Here is a 17,982-nt window from a genome sequence, read left to right as displayed (position 1 = left end):
TCAGCCGGTGACGCGGCCCCAGGCTGAGGCCACGGGTTGAATGTCCAGCCCGGCGGCCTTGGCTAGTCCGATCAGCCGGTCGATGTCTTCCGGGCGGCAGCCATAGGGGGTGGGCGCGTCGCTGACGTCGTGGCCGTAGGCGATCAGCCAGCCTCTAGAGCCCGCCGTGTCTGCGACAAGCTGTTCCAGATCATAGCCGGGCAGGCGACGACTCTCCAGGCCGATGGCCTGCACCAGATTGCGATCCACGCGGCCGGTGTTGATCCCGTCGCGCACGCCTCGGCCGCACAGGAAGCGCCGCTCAATCACCGCCTTGGACCCCAGGGCGCAGTCGCCGAACGGATAGGCGAAGGTCTGCATCCGATAGCCGTCCAGCCGTTCCGACACCCAGGCGGCGTTGCGGGCCAGGCTGGCGTCCAGTTCGGCTGGCGACAGGCGCAGGGTCGAGACGTGTTCATAGGTGTGGCAGCCGACCTCGTGCCCCGCCGCGTGCAGGGCCTGAAGGTGTGCGGTCTCGAACTGCGGCAGATCCAGATTGCGCCCGCCCGCCAAACCGCCGCAGACATAATAGGTGGCCTTCACCCCGTGCTGGGCCAGCACCGGCCCGGCCTCCAGCCAGGCGGAGGCGGGGATGTCGTCGAACGACAGGCTCAGCACGCCTCGCGGGGACCGGATGGTCACGGGGCGGACATCCAGATAACGGCCGGCGCGGCGGCGCATCTTATCGACGAAGGCGTTCATGTCGCCCTTATCGCGGATCGGGCTTAAGGCCGGGTTTCAGACCGCAACGGGTCGAGCGGTCAGGCCGCGCTCGCCGAAGACGCGGCGATAGCGTTGGATTTCGGCCGGATCGCCCACGGCCTTTTCCGGATTGTCCGACAGTTTGACGGCGGGGCGCCCCCCGGCCTCGACCACCTTGCAGACCAGGGAGATAGGCTCAAGCTCGGGGGCGAAGGCGGGCGAACACTCGCGGAAGTCATTGGTCAGATTAGTGCCCCAGCCGAAGCTGAGCCGGGTGCGGCCATGGAAATGGGCGTGGGCCGCTTCGATACCGTCGATGTCCATGCCGTCGGAGAAGATCAGCAGCTTCTCGCGCGGATCGCGGCCCCGTTCGCGCCACCAGTCGATCAGCCGTTCGCCCGCCGGGATCGGCGGGGCCGAGTCGGGGCGGAAGCCGGTCCAGTCGGCGACCCAGTCGGGAGCCTTGTCCAGAAAGGCCTCGGTGCCGAAGGCGTCGGGCAGGACGACCAGCAGATTGCCGCCGTAGTGCCGCCGCCACTCGTCCAGCACCGCATAGGGCGTCTGAGCCAGGCTGGCGTCGTCGGGGGCCAGGGCGGCCAGGACCATCGGCAGTTCGTGGCCATTGGTGCCGATGGCCTCAAGATCGTTCTCCATGGCGTGGAGCACATTGGAGGTGCCGATGAAGGACCCGCCCAGGCCTTCCTTCAGGGCCTGAATGCACCAACGCTGCCACAAAAAGCCGTGACGACGACGGGTGCCGAAGTCGGAGAGAGCCAGGCCGGGCAGGGCGCGCAGCCGCTCGACCTTGGACCACAGCCGGGTCTTGGCCCGGGAATAGAGGACGTCCAGTTCGAACCGTCCCAGCCGACGCAGCCCTGTGCGGCAGCGCAGTTCATTGAGGATGGCCAGGGCGGGGATTTCCCACAGGGTGACCTCGGCCCAGGCGCCGGAGAAGGTCAGGACATATTGGCCGTCCTGAACCGACAGGTCGTAGTCGGGCAGGCGGTAGTCGGTCAGCCAGGCGATGAAGTCCGGCGAGAAGATCTGCTTCACGCCATAGAAGCTGTTGCCCGCCAGCCAGACCAACTCCTTGTTGGTGAAGCGCAATGTGCGGGCGTGGTCCAGCTGGTCGCGCAGTGCAGCGACGTCGATCTCGTCCGCTATACGGACCGACCGGGTGCGGTTGATGACCTGGAAGACCACGGGCGTGTCGCGATGTTCACGCCAGATCATCTGCAACATCAGCAACTTGTAGAAATCGGTGTCCAGCAGGCTGCGGACGATCGGGTCCAGGCGGAACCCGTGGTCGAAGGCGCGTTTGGCGAGGTCCATGCGCCCTCTTAGGTCTTAAGCGCCCGACCCGCCACCACGGCGTCCTTGCCGAACTTTTCCCGCAGCCGGTCGATGGCCCGTTCGGTCTTCAGGAGGCGGGTCTCGGCGCTTTGGAACAGACCGACAGGCGCGTCTTCCGCATCCTGAATATCCGCCATGCCGATACCGATCAGCCGATAGGGCGGCCCCAGTTCCGGTCGCAGCAGATCGCGACCGGCGGCGAACAGGGCGCGGGCGGTCTGGACCGGTTCGGCCAGGCTGATCCGCCGGGTGACGATCTTGAAGTCGGTGCGGCGCAGTTTCAGCACCAGGACGCGGCTGGCGACGCCATCGCGCCGCGCCTTTGACGCCAGTTTCTCGCACAGGGGCCAGAGCTCTGCCTCCAGGGCCTCGGCCGTGCTGAGGTCCTCGCTGAAGGTGGTTTCGGCGCTCATGCCCTTGCGGTCCCGCTCCGGGTTCACGGCCCGAGCGTCCCGCGCGTGGGCCAGGTCGTAAAGACGTAGGCCGGACTCGCCATAGCGTTTGACCAGATCGCGGACGTCGGCGCGCGCCAGATCGCCGATGGTGGCGTAGCCGTCGCTGCGCAGCGCCTTGCCGAACACCGGGCCGACGCCGGGCAGGGCGGTGACGGAGCGGGGCGCCAGCAGGGCCTGCGCATCCCCTGCGCCGATCACGGAAAAGCCGCGCGGCTTGTCCATCTCCGAGGCCATTTTCGCAAGGAAGCGATTGGGCGCCAGGCCGATCGAGACGGTCAGGCCGGTCTCTTGCTCGATCTGCTTCTGGAACCGGATCAACTGAAAGGCCGCAGGCCCGCCGTTCAGTCGCTCCGTGCCCGACAGATCGACCCAGGCCTCGTCCAGCGACAGCGGCTGGATCAGGGGCGTCAGCCGGCCCAGGGCGCCCAGGATGCGATCTGACTCAAAGACGTATTTGGCGAAGTCCGGCTTGATCACCACGGCCTCGGGACAGGCCTTCAGGGCCTTGAACATCGGCATGGCGCTGCCGACGCCATATTGGCGGGCGACATAGCAGGCGGTCGAAACCACGCCGCGCTTTCCCCCGCCGACGATCACCGGCCGGTCGCGAAGCTCGGGCCGATCGCGCTTTTCGACCGAGGCGTAGAAGGCGTCGCAGTCCATGTGCGCGATCGTCAACCGATCCAGTTCCGTGTGGGCGACGATGCGGCGCGATCCGCACGACGGGCAGCGCCGATCCGGCGGCCCGGCGGGGTCGGTTCCGGTCCACAGACAGTCGCGGCAGACGGCCTTTATGGCCACGCTTAAGGTCTCCGTAACCTTGGCTTCACCCCTACTTAAGACTGGGCAGGCAGTATGACGTTCAACGCGGCGTCGCCAATTCGCCGGCGACCCAGGTCAGGTGATGATGTCCAAGAAAGTCCTCATCGTCGAGGATAACGAGCTGAACATGAAGCTTTTTCATGATCTGCTCGATTCCCAGGGCTACGAGACCTTGCAGACCCGAGAGGGGCTGCAGGCCTTGGCCCTGGCGCGCGCGCACCATCCGGACCTGATCCTGATGGATATTCAACTGCCTGAAATTTCGGGTCTCGAAGTCACCAAATGGCTGAAGGACGACGAGGAGCTGAACCATATTCCCGTCATCGCCGTGACCGCCTTCGCCATGAAGGGCGATGAGGAGCGGATTCGTCAGGGCGGTTGCGAGGCCTATATCTCCAAGCCGATCTCGGTCATGCACTTCCTCCAGACCATTCGGCAGCATCTGGGATGAGCGCGCGAATTCTGGTCGTCGACGACGTAGACGTGAATGTGCGTCTGCTCGAGGCCAAGCTGACCATCGAATATTATGACGTGCTGACCTGCCACGACGGTCAGACGGCCTTGACCCTGGCGGCGAAAGAGCAGCCGGACCTGATCCTGCTGGACGTCATGATGCCTGGCATGGACGGTTTCGAGACTTGTCGGCGGTTGAAGGCGCGAGCTGAGACGCGGCACATTCCAGTGGTGCTGGTGACGGCGCTGGACGGACGAGCCGACCGTATTCGCGGTCTGGAGGCCGAGGCCGACGACTTTCTGACCAAGCCGATCGACGATGTGGTGCTGCTGGCGCGGGTCAAGTCGCTGACGCGGCTGAAGCAAGTGATGGACGAACTGCGCGAGCGCGAGGAAAGCAGCCGGCGCATGGGCGTGGGCGACGAGGCTGCAGCGCGTCTGAGAACCGAAGGCGGCCGGGTTCTGATCGTCGATGACGACGAAAGCCAGGCCGCAGCGGTCGCTGCGGAACTGGGCCGCGAACACCGCGTGGTGGTGGAGACCGACCCCCAGGCGGCGCTTGCGGCGGCCAAGGGGCCGCTGGATCTGATCATCGTCAATGTGGCGGCCCAGAGTTTCGACGGATTAAGGGTCGTCGCCACGCTGAAATCCGGCGACGCGCGGCGCGCGCCGGTCCTCGCAATCGTGGAGCCTGGCGAGCGACCGCGGATGGTCAAGGCGCTGGAGTTGGGGGCTACCGACATCCTGCCGCGTCCGATCGACACCGAGGAGCTTTCCGCCCGTGTCCGCACCCAGATCCGGCGCAAACGCTATACGGACTTCCTGCGCCAGAAGCTGGACAGCAGTCTGGAAATGGCCGTCACCGACTCTCTGACGGGCCTGCACAATCGGCGCTACATGGCCGGCCAGCTGCAGGCCCTGGTGGGGCGCGCCACACACGGCGGCTCGCCGGTGGCTGTGCTGGTCTTGGATATCGACCACTTCAAGGCGGTCAACGACGGTTTCGGCCACGACGCCGGCGATGAGGTTCTGGCCGAGTTTGCGGTCCGGCTCGCCACCAATGTGCGCGCCGTGGACCTGCCCTGCCGTATGGGCGGGGAGGAATTCGTGGTGGTCATGCCGGGCGCGGGTCTGGAGGACGCCCGCATGGTGGCCGAGCGTATTCGCCGCGACATCGCCGCAGCGCCGTTCCGCGTGATGGGCGGCGAGGAGTTTTTGACCATCACCCTGTCGATCGGCGTCGCCGCGACCACCGGCGCCGGGGACACGCCTGAGGCCCTGCTGAAGCGGGCCGATGAAGGCGTTTATGAAGCCAAGGCCGGCGGCCGCAACAAGGTCGTCGCGCGCGCGGTCTGACGTCGCAACGGCATAGCCGCAACGAAAAACGCCCGGCTGCGACCAGCCGGGCGTTTTCCTTTGTCAGCGGATCAAGGCGTTACTTGATCTTGCCTTCCTTGAACTCGACGTGCTTGCGCACGACCGGGTCGTACTTCTTGACGACCATCTTTTCGGTCATGGTGCGAGCGTTCTTCTTGGTGACGTAGAAGAAGCCGGTGTCGGCCGTGGAGTTCAGGCGGATCTTGATGGAAGCCGGTTTGGCCATCGGAATTACCTCTGCGACGGCGAAAGCCGCTTAAAATAAGAGGCGCGGAACATACTCAGACTCGATCCAAAGTCAACGGCCCAATCTCAGACGGCCGTCCACGGCTGAAGAGGCCGCACAGTCGCGCAGGCGGGGCCGCCGTCGCGGGCACGGCCGGGCAGAATCACCTCAAGCGTCTGACCGGCGCGGGCCTGGGCCAGAAGGGCGGCGGGAATGTCGTGGACATCGATCTTGGCGCGACGGATCCATTCGCCGTGCTGTCCAGCCGATGTGCCGATGGCGATATAGATGAAGCGTCGCGACGGTCCCTCGCGGCGTACGAAGGGACCGGTCAGCCGTCCGTCATCGGACAGGGTGACGAGGACGTCGAAACTGATCGGACCGTCGTCGGCGATGCGGGGATCGACCGGCGCGTTGGTCTTGTCCTGCAGGCTGTAGGCGACGCCTGGGACCGGGTCTGCTGTGGTCAGGCGCAGGGTGACGGCGCTGGGCATGGTCAGTCCCTGTGATCGACGATGTGGCGGCCGCGCACCATGCGGACGAAGGGCAGGGGACGGTCGGGGCTTGTTCGATCTTGGCCAAGTCGCTCAGCCAGTTCGCCCAGCACGAAGCGGGTGATGGCGGGCAGATCAAGGGCGCGAGCGTCTTCCAGGGTAAGCCAGGCGATTTCGTCCAGTTCGCCCGACCCTGCGGTCGGCTCGGGCGTCAGCAGGGCCTCGGCCGGAGCCATGAAGAAACGAGCGTCGAACCGGCGCGTGCGACCGGGCGGCGTAACGGCGCGGGCGATGTAGGACAGGACCGAAAGATCGGGCAGGGCGCCCGCTTGCCGATATTCGCGCCACGGTCCGGCGACGCTGGCCGACGGCGCGGGCCGCCCCAGGACCAAGCCGGTCTCCTCGAAGGTCTCGCGGATCGCCGTCAGGGCCAGGGCGCGGGCGCGGCGGGCGGGAACCTCGGCCTCCAGCCGACGCGCGACGTCTGACGCCAAGGCGCCGGTCGAGGCGGCGGTGAAATCCGCCCGGTCAACTCGTCCGCCGGGAAACACCCATTTCGAGGCCATGAAGACATGGCCCGGCGCCCGCCGCCCCATCAGCACCTCAGGCCGCGATCCGCCCCGTGTCACGATCAATGTCGCCGCGTCCTTGGGCCGCTGGGCGCCGCCGACGCGAGGCGCGTCGGTCAGGTCCTGCGCGGCGTCGAAGGGGGTCACCTGCGCTTGCCTTTGCGCACGCCCTTCAGCCCGCCCGAAGGTTTGGAGCCGTTGCGGGGCTTGGGGCCGCCAGGCCGGTTCTTGCCGCGCATCGGCGGGCCGTCGCCGCCTCGTCCCCGGACGCCGTAGCGAGGGGGCGGGGCGTTGGGATCGCGCGGCTCAGGTTCGCTGAGCATTTCGAACACCAGTCCGCCGGTGACGGGCGTGGCCTCCACCAGCCGTACCTCGACCATCCGGCCCAGGGTGAAGCGCTTGCCGGTGCGTTCGCCGACCAGGGCGTGGGCGCGGTCGTCATGGGCGAAATACTCGCCGCCCAGGGTGGAGACGGGAACCAGGCCGTCGGCGCCGGTCTCGTCCAGGCGGATGAACAGGCCGAAGCGGGTCACGCCGGTTATCCGTCCGGTGAAGGTCGCGCCGACGCGGTCCTCCAGGAAGGCGGCGATATAGCGGTCCATGGCGTCGCGCTCTGCGGCCATGGACCGGCGCTCGGTCATGGTCACGCCCTCGGCGATGGCGGGCAGTTCGGCGATCTCGCGGTCCGTCAGCCCATCCTTGCCCAAGCCCAGAGCCCGGATCAGGCCGCGGTGGACGATCAGGTCCGAATAGCGCCGGATCGGCGAGGTGAAGTGAGCGTAACGGTCCAGGTTCAGGCCGAAGTGGCCGACGTTGTCCGGCGAATAGATGGCCTGCATCTGGGTGCGAAGAACCACTTCATTGACCACATCGGCGTATTCGCCGTCGCGGGTCTCGTCCAGCAGCTTGTTGAACCGCTTGGTCGTGCCCGGCTCGCCCTTGTTCCACGGCTTGCCGATGGTCGAGAGGAAGTCGGCCAGGTTGAAGATCTTCTCCTGACTGGGGGCGTCGTGGACGCGATAGATCAGCGGCGTCTTCTTCTGTTCCAGGGTCTCGGCGGCGCAGACGTTGGCCTGGATCATCATCTCCTCGATCAGCCGGTGCGCCTCCAGGGAAGCGCGCTTCTCGATGGAGGCGATCCCGCCGTCCGGAGCCATGCGGATGCGGCGTTCGGCGGATTCGATCTGCAGCGGGCTGCGCTTCAGCCGGCCCTTCAGCATGGCGTGATAGGCGTTCCACAGCGGATAGAGGATGGTCTCCATGATCGGGCCGGTCGTGTCGTCGGCCCCGCCTCCCTTTTCAGGCCCGTCGATGGCGGCCTGGGCCTGTTCGTAGCTGAGCTTGGCGTGCGACCGCATCAGGCCGCGCACGAACTTGTGGCCGGTCTTGCGGCCGTCCTTGTCGAACACCATCCGTACCGCCAGACAGGCGCGGTTCTCGCCTTCCTTCAGGCTGCACAGGCCGTTCGACAGCACCTCGGGCAGCATGGGTTCGACCCGGTCGGGGAAGTAGGTGGAGTTGCCCTTGTCGCGCGCCTCGCGGTCCAGCTGGCTGCCCGGCCGGACATAGGCGGCGACGTCGGCGATGGCGACCCAAACGATCCAGCCGCCGGGGTTCTTCGGATCTTCGTCGCGGGCGGCGTAAACGGCGTCGTCGTGGTCGCGCGCATCGGCGGGATCGATGGTGATGAAGGGGATCTCGCGCAGGTCTTCGCGCCCCTTCAGCGTGGGCAGTTCCTGATCCTCGGCCTCGCGCTCCACCGCCTCGGAGAAGCCGGTCGGCACGCCATGGGCGTGGATGGCGATCAGGGAGGCGGCGCGGGGGTCGTCCTCCTTGCCGATATGTTCCAGGATCTTGCCGCGCTTGGGCCCATAGCGCTGGTCGCCCTTTTCGATGGCGGCCAGGACCAGATCGCCGTCGCGCAGGTCGCCGGACTGGGCCTGGGGCACCAGCAGCACGTCCTTGGAGCGGCGATCGACCGGCTCGACGCGGGTCTCGCGCGCCGACTTGCGGATGACGCCCAGAACACGGTTGGTCCCCGCGTCCAGCCGTTTGATCAACCGCGCCTCCCAGCCGTCGTCGCCGCGCTGGAACTTGACCAGCAGCCGGTCGCCCAGGCCGGGCGCGGGACCGGGCTTTGCCTTGTCAGGCATCAACAGGGCGCGGGGCGCGTCGGCGCCGGCCTCGACCAGGCGGACGTAAAGTTCGCCGTCGCCGTCGCGTTCGATCACATCGGCGACGCCGATGGGGGGCAGGGCGCCGGCTTCTGAGAAGCCCTTGCGGCCCCGTTTGCCCAGTCGGCCCTCAGCCTCCAGCTCACGGATCATTTCGCGCAGGGCCCGGCGATCGCCGCCCTTCAGGCCGAAGTGGCGGGCGATATCGGTCTTCTCGGCCGATCCGGCCTCGCGCAGGAAGGCGAGGAGGGTGTCTTTGTCGGGGAGACCGGCGGGCGGCCTCTTGGGTGATTTGGTCATTGCGTCTTTCGTAGCGCGGAACCGCGCCCTTGGGTCAAATCTTGCGTGAGTTGACCATGTGAATGTGAGGCCTCAGCCTCGCTGCGTCCCGAACCGGAGCCTACGATGTCCCTGAACGCCCCCGCCCTGAGCGCGACCGTAAAGTCGCCGCTGGATCTGATCGGCAGGACGCCGATGGTGGAGGTGACGAAGATCGACACCGGCAAGTGCCGCCTGCTGCTGAAACTGGAGTCCCAGAACCCCGGCGGCTCGATCAAGGACCGGATCGCTGTCGAGATGCTGGATGCGGCCGAACGCGAGGGATGGCTGAAGGAAGGCGGCACGATCGTCGAGGCGACGGCCGGCAACACCGGCCTGGCCCTGACCCTGGTCGGCCGCGCTCGGGGATATAAGGTGCTGCTGGTCATTCCGGACAAGATGTCGAAGGAAAAAATCCAGCATCTGCGAGCCATGGGCGCCGATGTTCGTCTGACGCGATCGGATGTGCCGCATGGCCACCCCGAGTACTATACCGACATGGCCGAGCGCCTGGCCCAGGCCATTCCCGGCGCCTATTACGTCAACCAGTTCGCCAACCAGTCGAACGCCGAGGCCCATGTGAAGACGACGGGGCCGGAGATCTGGGAACAGACGGGGGGCGACATCGACGCCTTCGTCGCCGGCATCGGCTCGGGCGGGACGATCACCGGCGTGGCGCGCTACCTGAAGAGCGTCGGCTCCAAGGCCCAGATCATTCTGGCGGATCCGGTGGGATCGACCCTGGCCGGCATCGTCAACGAGGGCGTGCCGGGGCCGGACGGCAGCTATACGGTCGAGGGGATCGGCCAGAACTTCGTGCCAGACACCGCGGACATGAGTCTGATCGACAAAGCCTATTCGATCCCGGACGCGGAAGCCATCGCCACGGCGCGCGGACTGCTGTTGAAGGAAGGCATTCTGGCGGGATCGTCCTCGGGCACTCTGATCGCCACGGCCCTGCGCTGGTGCCGCGAACAGACGGAGCCCAAGACCTGCGTCACCTTCGTCTGCGACACGGGGGCCAAATATCTGTCCAAGGTCTACAACGACGCCTGGCTGGCGGATCAGGGGCTGGGCGAGCGCGAGCTGCACGGCGATCTGTCGGACCTGATCAACCGCAAATACGAGCGGGGCGACGTGGTCGTGGCCGGGCCTGGCGACACCCTGGACACCGCCTTCAAACGGATGAAGGGCGCCGATGTCTCCCAGCTGCCGATCATCGAGGACGGGCGTCTGGTCGGCATTCTGGACGAGAGCGACCTGGTCCATGTGATGAACACCGACGAGATCACCCGCAAGGAGCGGTTCGCCAAGCCGGTCGCCGACGCCATGACCCGCGATCTGGACACGGTCCAGGTCAATGAGCCGCTGGACGCCCTGATCCCCCTGTTCGACCGCGACCGGGTGGCCATCGTGCTGGACGGCGAAAAGTTCGTGGGCCTGATCACCCGCACCGACCTGATCAACCACCTCAGCCTGAACCGCTAACATGTCCTGGCTCAAGAAGATCTTCGGTAAAGGCGGAGACGTCGCGCCGCCCTTTGACGGCCGGCTTGAGACCCATTTCGTCTATGTCCGTATGCCGGGTGACGTACAGCCGGTCGAGCGTCACTACCTCTTCGAGGATCCGATCCAGGAACAGCTGAAGCTTCGCAACCTCGGCTATGTCAGCGGCGGCGGCACAATGCAGTCCGCGCCGGATGAGAACGGCGCGACAACCATCATACTGACTGGCATCGATATCGAGGCGGACGATCTGGACGGCGTTCGCGGCCTGCTTAGAAGCCTGCTGCCGGGCTTGGGCGCGCCGCTCGAAACCCAGATCGAGTACACTGTCGGCGATACGCGGCTGCAGGATCGGTTGACCGCCGAGGGATGGATCGAGAACGAGCCCCGGACGGACCTCCATCCTGGCTTCGATCTTTAAGGAAGACCAATGAGCGACAAAAAAAACAGCCAAGGTTTCTCCACCCGCGCCATCCATGCCGGGCAGCATCCCGACCCGACGACGGGGGCGGTGATGACGCCGATCTACGCCACCTCGACCTACGCCCAGGAAAGTCCGGGCGTGAACAAGGGCTATGAATACGCGCGGGGCAAGAACCCGACGCGCGAGGCGTTCGAGGCCTGTATCGCGGACCTGGAGGGCGGCGCCCACGGGTTCGGCTTCGGCTCGGGCATGGCGGCGACCTCGACGGCGCTCGAACTGCTGGATGCGGGCGATCATATCGTCACGGGCGACGACCTGTACGGCGGCTCGTGGCGCCTGTTCGAGCGGGTACGGCGGCGGACCATGGGACTGGACTTCGCCTATGTGGACCTGAGCGACATCGCGGCGGTCGAGGCGGCGATCACGCCCAAGACGAAGATGCTGTGGGTCGAAACCCCGACCAATCCGCTGATGAAGCTGGCCGACATCGCCGCCCTGTCCAAGTTGGCCAAGGCGCATGGCCTGCTGCTGATTGTCGACAACACCTTCGCCACGCCCTTCTGCCAGCAGCCGCTGAGCCTGGGGGCGGACATCGTCATGCACTCGGCGACCAAATACCTTAACGGCCATTCGGACATCATCGGCGGGGTGCTGGCGACCGCAGATGCTGAGCTGGCGACGCGGATCAAGTTCCTGCAGAACTCGGTCGGCGGCGTCATGGGGCCGTTCGACGCCTTCCTGGCCAACCGGGGCCTGAAGACCCTGGCGCTGCGGATGAGAGCGCACTGCGAGAACGCCCTGACGGTGGCGCGCTGGCTGGAGACCCGCAAGGGCGTGTCCAAGGTCATCTACCCCGGCCTGATCGCCCATCCGCAGCACGAACTGGCGGCGCGCCAGATGCGCGGCGGTTACGGCGGCATGGTGACAGTGATCCTGGACGGCGACCTGGAGCGGACCAAGCGGGTGCTGGAGCGAGTCGAGGTCTTCACCCTGGCGGAGTCGCTGGGCGGGGTCGAAAGCCTGGTGAACCACCCGGCCATCATGACCCACGCCAGCGTGCCCAAGGAGGTGCGCGAGGCGGGCGGGGTGACCGACAACCTGATCCGCTTGTCAGTCGGGGTCGAGGACGTCGAGGACTTGATCGCCGATCTGGATCAGGCCCTGGGCTGATCTCAGCCGGTGGGCAGAGCCGTCTGGTGGCCGGTGACGGGGGGCAGCTTCTTCTTGGGGGCGGCGCGCTTCGCCGGCGCCTTGGCGGGCTTGGGCAGGGCGGCGCGGCGGGCCAGTTCGTCGTCGATGACCGGCAGGATGTCGCTGGCGGCCATCACCTGAGTGGAGGCGCCGTGTTCGACCAGACGGGCGGCGTTGGCGCGCAGGGTGGTCAGATCGGCGTCGGTCATCGTGGGGATCATGTCGGCGAGCGGGGTCATGTCGTCATCCGTGCAGAATGGCTTCAGGGCCGGCGCGCGAGGCGCCAGCCCTTCAGCTGATTGAAGGCGATCTCGACCACGACACGGTCGCCGAGCAGCGACACGCCGTTCGGCGCGCCCAGGGTCGGCAGGACCGTGACGATGTGGCCGTTGTCCAGGCGGACCTTCCGGCCGCCCAGGGGCAGGAGCTTCGTCACCTCGCCGTCGAAAGCGATGGCAGGCGAGCCAACAAGCTTGTCCTACTCCGCCGCCGAAAGGCGACCGGCGGATTTCTTGCTGGAGCGCTGGTCGCGCTCGATTTCGTAGCCGATCTTCTGGCCTTCGTTCATCGAGCCGAGGCTCGAGGTCTCGACGGCCGAGGCGTGAACGAAGACGTCCTTGCCGCCGTCATCGGGGGCGATAAAGCCGTAACCCTTTGTGGGATTGTACCATTTTACAGTGCCGGTAGCCATTTGGAGACCTCCGTCTGGCGTTGACCGCAGGGAGGAATCCCTGGTCGGCCTGTCGGGTCTGAATGGGATCGGCGTTTGGACCTCGGTGCGTGATGCAAAGGGAGCAGCGGCGTTACGCAGAGAGATCGACACTGTTGATATGGGAAGCCCAAGGCGCGGGCGCAAGGGTGCGGGTCAGAAGGCGTAGGCCACTTCCGCCACCAGGGCCTCGCGGTACTGGTCGCCGACCCTGTGGGCGTCGGTATCGTGGTAGCGCAGATCCAGCGCCAGGGCGTCCGTCAGGGCGTAGGTCACGCCCGCGTTCCAGCCGGTATAGTCGGGGGCGCCGTCCTGTTCGCGGCGGCCGACGGCGGCAGAGCCCTCCAGACGGGGACTGAAGGCCCAGGCGAGTTGGGCTTCGACCCAGGTGAAGGACCGTGTGGACCCGGCCGCGTCGGGCGAGTGCTGGACCTGTAGCCGGGCCTCGGCGGGACCGACGGCGCGGCTGATGTTGCCGGTCAGCTCCCAGCCGTCGGCGTCATAGCCGGGATCGACGTCGAGCCGGTGCTTGTAGGCAAGGCTCAGGTCGAAGGCGTAGCCCCACACCTCCGGCCGGTAGCCGGCGACCAGTTCGGTCTCCAGCCGGGAGCCGCCCGCCTGGATCGTCTCGAAGCCGGGTCCGGCGTAGAAGCGGCCGTCGGCGGACTCCCAGGTCGCAGCGCCGAAGACATAGCCGTCGTTGCCGGACTTGGACGCCGCCTTGGATCGGTTGTCCGTCCCCGCCCCCAGCTCGAAACCCCAGTCCGAGGAAGGACCGGAGGTCTGGGCCAGGGCGGGGGCGGCGAGGCCCGCAAGGGCGACGGCGAGGGGAACGGAGAGGCGGGTGGCGCGTGTGTTTCGGATCATGGGGGCTCCAACGCGCGAACCGCGCGAAAGAGCCCCTTAGCCTGTCGGGAACCGGGTTGAAAATTGTTCCGTGGCCTGAGCGAACTCTTGTCGCAGGCGGGCGACCAGTTCGGCGGTCGGAACGACGTCGTGGATGGCCCCTGCGCCCTGGCCGGCGGACCACACAGTCTTCCAGGCCTTGGCTTCGTCGCCCATGTCCAGCTTGTGCTCGGGCAGGTGTTTGGGATCGATACCGTTTTCGATCAGGGATTTGGTCATGAAGTTGGCCGGGATGCCCGAGACCGCCGGGGTATGGACGATGTCGGTCGAGCCGCTGTCGATGACCATCTGCTTGTAGGCCTGGGGAGCCAGGGCTTCGGCCGTGTTGATGAAGCGGGTGCCCATATAGGCGAAATCGGCGCCCATCATCAGGGCCGCCGCCACGTCTCGGCCCGTCGAAATGGCGCCGGCCAGGATGATGGTCCCGTCGTAGAAGGACCGGACCTCGTTGATCAGGGCGAAGGGATTGATGATGCCGGCGTGGCCGCCGGCGCCGTTGGCGACCAGGATGAGGCCGTCGACGCCCGCCTCGGCCGCCTTCCTGGCGTGACGGATGTTGGCGATGTCGTGGAAGACCACGCCGCCGTAGCCGTGGACCGCATCCACCACGTCGCGCACCGCGCCGAGGGAGGTGATGATCAGGGGCACCTTCTCCTCGACCGACACCATCATGTCGACCATCAGCCGGGGGTTGGTCGGGTGGACGATGTGGTTGACGCCGAAGGCGGCGGCGTCGGGGGACAGGCGTCCCTTGATCTCCTGCAGCCAGTCCCGATAGCCCTCGGTGGTGCGCTGGTTCAGCGACGGGAAGGTGCCGATGATCCCGGCGTTGCAGGCCTCGACCACCAGATCCGGCCCCGAGACCAGGAACATCGGCGAGGAGATGACCGGCAGGGTCAGGCCTTTTTGAAGCGAAGCGGGAATGGCCACAGGCGTCTCCTTCAGTTTCGTTTCAGGACGCATACCGGGCTGTCGTGGCGTAAGGCAATCCGTTCCGAAGTCCGACCGAAACCTTCAGTCTGTCAGGAAAGGCGCCAGCAGGGGATGGGCCAGGACGGGCGCGGCCAGACGAACCACGGCCTGCGGATCTTCCAGCCGGACGGCGGCGGTGGCGTCGGCGACGATAAAGTCGGCGTGGGTGCGCGACGGCTCGGTCAGCCGCTCATGGCCCGGCCGCACGGTCGCCAGATACTGGGCTACGACCGAATCCGCCGACCGACCCCGCTCGGACTGGTCGCGCAGCAGGCGCCGGATGAAGCGGATGTCGGCGGGGGTGTCTACGAAGACCCGGATGTCAAACAGGGCGGTCAGCTCGGGCGTACAGAGCACATGGGTGCCTTCGACGATCACCACCTCGGCTGGCGGGATCGGTTCGCCGCCCGGCTCGCGTCCATGATGGATGAAGGAATAGACGGGCGCCGTCACGCCCCGACCCGACTTCAACGCCTTCAGGTCTGTGATCATTAGCGCATGGTCGCGCGCGGCCACATCGTCGAAGTCGAAGGTCGCGGGGTCGAAGCCGGGCAGGGCGGCGGCGTCTTTATAATAGGAGTCTTCACGCACCAGCACGGCCGCCCCGTCGGGCAGGCTGGACACAAGCGCCTCCGCCAGTGTGCTCTTACCGGAGCCGGAGCCCCCCGTGATTGCGATCAATATGGCCATGGACGGCCTTCTACGGCGCCGGCCGGCGCATCGCCAAGCGCCGGTCCGACGGGGCGATCGGTCGCGCGACGGCGCGCCGGGGTCGCATTGCTTATCGCTGATCACCCCTATAGCGTCTCATCAAGCGTCGCGGGCGAGCAGACGCATCAAGGGACAAGGAAGACGCACATGCTGGGATTGATGCAGGATTGGCCTCTGACGGTCGATAAGATCCTCGACCACGCCAAGAACTGGCACGGCGACCGCGAAGTGGTCACCCGTTCCGTCGAAGGCCCCATCGTCCGCACCACCTACAGCCGGATTCACGACAGGGCCAAGCGGGTGTCCAACGCCCTGAAAGCCTGGGGTATCGAGCCCGGCGATCGCGTCGCAACCCTGGCCTGGAACACCGACCGCCATATCGAGACCTGGTACGGCGTCATGGGCATAGGCGCTGTGTGCCACACCCTGAACCCCCGTCTGTTTCCCGAGCAACTCGTCTATATCATCAACCACGCCGAGGACCGGGTCATCTTCACCGACCTGACCTTCGTGCCGCTGCTTGAAGCCATTCTGCCCCACATCCCGAAGGTCGAGCGGGTCATCATCATGACCGACGACGCCCACATGCCGCAGACCCGGCTGCCGCGCGCAGAATCCTATGAAAGGATCGTGGCTGAACAGTCCCCCGACGTCTTGTGGGGCGACTTCCCGGAAAACACCGCCTGCGGCCTGTGCTACACCTCCGGCACCACGGGGAATCCCAAAGGGGTGCTGTATTCGCACCGCTCCAACTTCCTGCACACCTTCATGGCCCTGCAAGCTTCGGTGGTTGGGGGCAAGACCAGCGACGTCATTCTGCCGGTGGTGCCCATGTTCCACGCCAACGCCTGGGGCATCGCCTTCGTCGGTCCCGCATCGGGCTGCAAGCTGGTGATGCCGGGCGCCCGGATGGACGGGGAGGCTCTGTATGAGCTGCTCGAGACCGAGGGCGTCACCTTCTCGGCCGCCGTGCCCACCGTGTGGCAGGGGCTTCTGGCCCATATGCGGCAGAACGGATTGAAGCTTTCTACGGTCAAGCGCGTGCTGATCGGCGGTTCGGCCGTGCCGGAAAGCCTGATCCGAGCCTTCCACGACGATTATGGCGTCGAAGTGCTCCAGGGCTGGGGCATGACCGAGACTTCGCCGATCGGCACCCTGTCGAACATGACGCCGGAGACGGCGGCCCTGCCGTTCGAGGAACAGCTGAAATACCGCACCAAACAGGGTACGCCCCCACTGGGCATCGAACTGGCGCTGAAGGACGACGCGGGTCAGAGCCTGCCGCATGACGGGGCCACCTTCGGCCATTTGATGGTCAAGGGACCGACGGTCGCCCGCGCCTATTTCCGTGAGGAGAGCTCGATTCTGGATTCAGACGGCTTCTTCGATACGGGCGACGTTGCGACCGTCGACGAACTGGGCTTCATGCAGATCACCGACCGGTCAAAGGACGTGATCAAGTCGGGTGGGGAGTGGATCAGCTCCATTGAGATCGAGAACATCGCCGTCGGCCATCCCAAGGTCGAACTGGCGGCGGTGATCGGCGCCCCCCATGCCAAATGGGACGAGCGCCCGGTCCTGCTGGTCAAGCTGAAGGCGGGAGAGATCCTGAACAAGCAGGAGCATCTCGACTTCCTGAAGGGCAAGATCGCCAAATGGTGGATGCCCGACGACGTGGTGGCGCTGGACGAGATCCCCCTGGGCGCCACAGGCAAAATCGACAAGAAGCTTCTGCGCGAGCGGATGAAGGACTATCGTCTGCCCGACGTTCAGCCCGCCTGACCTGCCGGAGCGCCGATGCGATCGACCAAGCCCGTCCCCGCCTTGATCCCTGTCCTGACCGCCGTGACGGCGGCGGCTCCGGTCTTGGTGGTGGCGGCCATGGCCGCCACCCTGTTCGGCGGGGTCGATCGGGCGGTCACCTATGATCTGCTGACCTGGACGGTGGGGCGGGGCATGGCCTGGGTCGGTCTGGGCGCAGCCTTGACCGTGACGGTCCTGGCTCTGCGGGACCTCGGTCGCCGTTGGGTCTATGCCGTCACGGCTCTGGTCCTGGCGGGAGGCGTCCTGGGCGTCTTCCTCTATCAAGGCGCACGGCTGGCCCGGCCTACGCCACGTGACGTCAGCACCAATGTGGAAGAACCGCCGGCCTTCAGCCGTTTGGCCGCCCTTCATCCTCGCGCGAATGACGTTCAGGGCGCGCCCGCCTGTCCCGCCGCGCGATCCATCCCCACCCAGGTCCTGGCGCAGCAAGCGGTTTCAGCCTTGGTGGACGCCGGCTTTCCAGTGGTGCGCGCCTCAACCTTCGAGGTCGAGGGGGTGCATGAGGGCGCCTGGTTCGGCTTCGCCTATGACGCGGTGATCCGCATCCGGCCCGCACGGACCGACATTCGAGTTGCAGCGCGCGATCCGCGCCCCGACGGCGGCGCGACCTGCCGTCTGATGGGCAAGATCGTCGCGGCCCTGGAGGAGGAAGTCCGCTAGAGCATGATCGTTTCGGACGGAACCGCGCAGCGGTTCCAACAGAAGCGTGAATCATGCTCTCGCTTTGATCTGGGGCTTGATTCACCGTTTCAGCGGA

General features: G+C 66.4%; 20 protein-coding genes. 7 read left to right on the top strand and 13 right to left on the bottom strand.

Annotated features, from left to right (window positions below):
- The 3 genes from JL11_RS13890 to JL11_RS13880 are packed head-to-tail and all read right to left on the bottom strand — an operon-like array spanning window position 1 to window position 3,350.
- Window positions 1-741 (bottom strand): polysaccharide deacetylase family protein, encoded by a 741-nt coding sequence (locus JL11_RS13890; protein ID WP_054766171.1) that lies wholly within the window; start codon window positions 739-741, stop codon window positions 1-3.
- A gap of 36 nt (window positions 742-777) precedes the next feature.
- A complete protein-coding gene (gene pncB / locus JL11_RS13885) occupies window positions 778-2,073 on the bottom strand; it encodes a nicotinate phosphoribosyltransferase (protein WP_054766170.1) in 1,296 nt (431 codons plus the stop codon).
- An 8-nt stretch (window positions 2,074-2,081) separates the two neighbouring features.
- A complete protein-coding gene (locus JL11_RS13880; RefSeq protein ID WP_082382718.1) occupies window positions 2,082-3,350 on the bottom strand; it encodes a DNA polymerase IV in 1,269 nt (422 codons plus the stop codon).
- 106 nt (window positions 3,351-3,456) lie between these two features.
- On the opposite strand from JL11_RS13880, the gene JL11_RS13875 reads away from it, so the two are divergent.
- Window positions 3,457-3,822 carry a response regulator gene (locus JL11_RS13875; RefSeq protein ID WP_182713570.1) on the top strand — a complete coding sequence of 122 codons (366 nt, stop codon included), beginning with the start codon at window positions 3,457-3,459 and terminating at the stop codon, window positions 3,820-3,822.
- Window positions 3,819-5,180, top strand: a complete 1,362-nt coding sequence (locus JL11_RS13870) for a PleD family two-component system response regulator (protein WP_054766168.1) — start codon at window positions 3,819-3,821, stop codon at window positions 5,178-5,180. Before JL11_RS13875 ends, JL11_RS13870 begins: the two co-directional genes overlap by 4 nt.
- A gap of 79 nt (window positions 5,181-5,259) precedes the next feature.
- On the opposite strand, the gene rpmG is transcribed toward JL11_RS13870, so the two are convergent.
- From rpmG to rnr, 4 genes are all read right to left on the bottom strand, one after another.
- The gene (rpmG, locus tag JL11_RS13865) at window positions 5,260-5,427 is read right to left on the bottom strand and encodes a 50S ribosomal protein L33 (protein WP_003164451.1); all 168 of its coding nucleotides are present in this window, start codon (window positions 5,425-5,427) and stop codon (window positions 5,260-5,262) included.
- 86 nt (window positions 5,428-5,513) lie between these two features.
- Window positions 5,514-5,921, bottom strand: a complete 408-nt coding sequence (locus tag JL11_RS13860) for a DUF5990 family protein (protein WP_054766167.1) — start codon at window positions 5,919-5,921, stop codon at window positions 5,514-5,516.
- A gap of 2 nt (window positions 5,922-5,923) precedes the next feature.
- On the bottom strand, window positions 5,924-6,637 hold the full coding sequence (locus tag JL11_RS13855) for an NUDIX hydrolase (RefSeq protein ID WP_054766166.1): 714 nt from the start codon (window positions 6,635-6,637) through the stop codon (window positions 5,924-5,926).
- Window positions 6,634-8,964 carry a ribonuclease R gene (gene rnr / locus JL11_RS13850; protein WP_054766165.1) on the bottom strand — a complete coding sequence of 777 codons (2,331 nt, stop codon included), beginning with the start codon at window positions 8,962-8,964 and terminating at the stop codon, window positions 6,634-6,636. The genes JL11_RS13855 and rnr overlap by 4 nt, the downstream gene beginning before the upstream one ends.
- A 105-nt stretch (window positions 8,965-9,069) precedes the next feature.
- On the opposite strand from rnr, the gene JL11_RS13845 reads away from it, so the two are divergent.
- Genes JL11_RS13845 through JL11_RS13835 form a run of 3 tightly spaced genes read left to right on the top strand, consistent with a single transcriptional unit; the run spans window position 9,070 to window position 12,082 of the window.
- A complete protein-coding gene (locus JL11_RS13845; protein WP_054766164.1) occupies window positions 9,070-10,470 on the top strand; it encodes a pyridoxal-phosphate dependent enzyme in 1,401 nt (466 codons plus the stop codon).
- Between the two features lies 1 nt (window position 10,471).
- Window positions 10,472-10,909, top strand: coding sequence for a hypothetical protein (locus JL11_RS13840; protein ID WP_054766163.1), 438 nt, complete (start codon window positions 10,472-10,474; stop codon window positions 10,907-10,909).
- Between the two features lie 9 nt (window positions 10,910-10,918).
- Complete coding sequence (locus JL11_RS13835; protein WP_054766162.1) at window positions 10,919-12,082, top strand: cystathionine gamma-synthase; 1,164 nt, start codon at window positions 10,919-10,921, stop codon at window positions 12,080-12,082.
- A gap of 2 nt (window positions 12,083-12,084) precedes the next feature.
- Here JL11_RS13835 and JL11_RS13830 read toward each other — a convergent pair whose 3' ends face one another.
- From JL11_RS13830 to udk, 6 genes are all read right to left on the bottom strand, one after another.
- Window positions 12,085-12,342, bottom strand: a complete 258-nt coding sequence (locus JL11_RS13830) for a hypothetical protein (protein WP_054766161.1) — start codon at window positions 12,340-12,342, stop codon at window positions 12,085-12,087.
- Between the two features lie 23 nt (window positions 12,343-12,365).
- Window positions 12,366-12,539: a hypothetical protein gene (locus tag JL11_RS17570; RefSeq protein WP_152950636.1), complete on the bottom strand. Its 174-nt coding sequence runs from the start codon at window positions 12,537-12,539 to the stop codon at window positions 12,366-12,368.
- A gap of 42 nt (window positions 12,540-12,581) precedes the next feature.
- On the bottom strand, window positions 12,582-12,794 hold the full coding sequence (locus JL11_RS13825) for a cold-shock protein (protein WP_054766160.1): 213 nt from the start codon (window positions 12,792-12,794) through the stop codon (window positions 12,582-12,584).
- Window positions 12,795-12,968: 174 nt separating this feature from the next.
- Window positions 12,969-13,679 carry a TorF family putative porin gene (locus tag JL11_RS13820; protein WP_054766159.1) on the bottom strand — a complete coding sequence of 237 codons (711 nt, stop codon included), beginning with the start codon at window positions 13,677-13,679 and terminating at the stop codon, window positions 12,969-12,971.
- A 36-nt stretch (window positions 13,680-13,715) separates the two neighbouring features.
- Entirely contained in the window at window positions 13,716-14,648 is a 933-nt protein-coding gene (locus tag JL11_RS13815) for an NAD(P)H-dependent flavin oxidoreductase (protein WP_054766992.1), read from the bottom strand.
- Between the two features lie 84 nt (window positions 14,649-14,732).
- Window positions 14,733-15,380 carry a uridine kinase gene (gene udk, locus JL11_RS13810; protein ID WP_054766158.1) on the bottom strand — a complete coding sequence of 216 codons (648 nt, stop codon included), beginning with the start codon at window positions 15,378-15,380 and terminating at the stop codon, window positions 14,733-14,735.
- A 168-nt stretch (window positions 15,381-15,548) separates the two neighbouring features.
- Here udk and JL11_RS13805 point away from each other — a divergent pair, with 168 nt between their 5' ends.
- The gene (locus JL11_RS13805; protein ID WP_054766157.1) at window positions 15,549-17,183 is read left to right on the top strand and encodes a long-chain-fatty-acid--CoA ligase; all 1,635 of its coding nucleotides are present in this window, start codon (window positions 15,549-15,551) and stop codon (window positions 17,181-17,183) included.
- A 15-nt stretch (window positions 17,184-17,198) separates the two neighbouring features.
- Window positions 17,199-17,885, top strand: a complete 687-nt coding sequence (locus JL11_RS13800; RefSeq protein ID WP_054766156.1) for a DUF1499 domain-containing protein — start codon at window positions 17,199-17,201, stop codon at window positions 17,883-17,885.
- Window positions 17,886-17,982 lie beyond the last annotated feature (97 nt).

The sequence above is a fragment of the Brevundimonas sp. DS20 genome (assembly GCF_001310255.1).
Taxonomy (GTDB): Bacteria; Pseudomonadota; Alphaproteobacteria; order Caulobacterales; family Caulobacteraceae; genus Brevundimonas; species Brevundimonas aurantiaca.
This window is presented reverse-complemented; position numbering and strand designations above follow the sequence as displayed.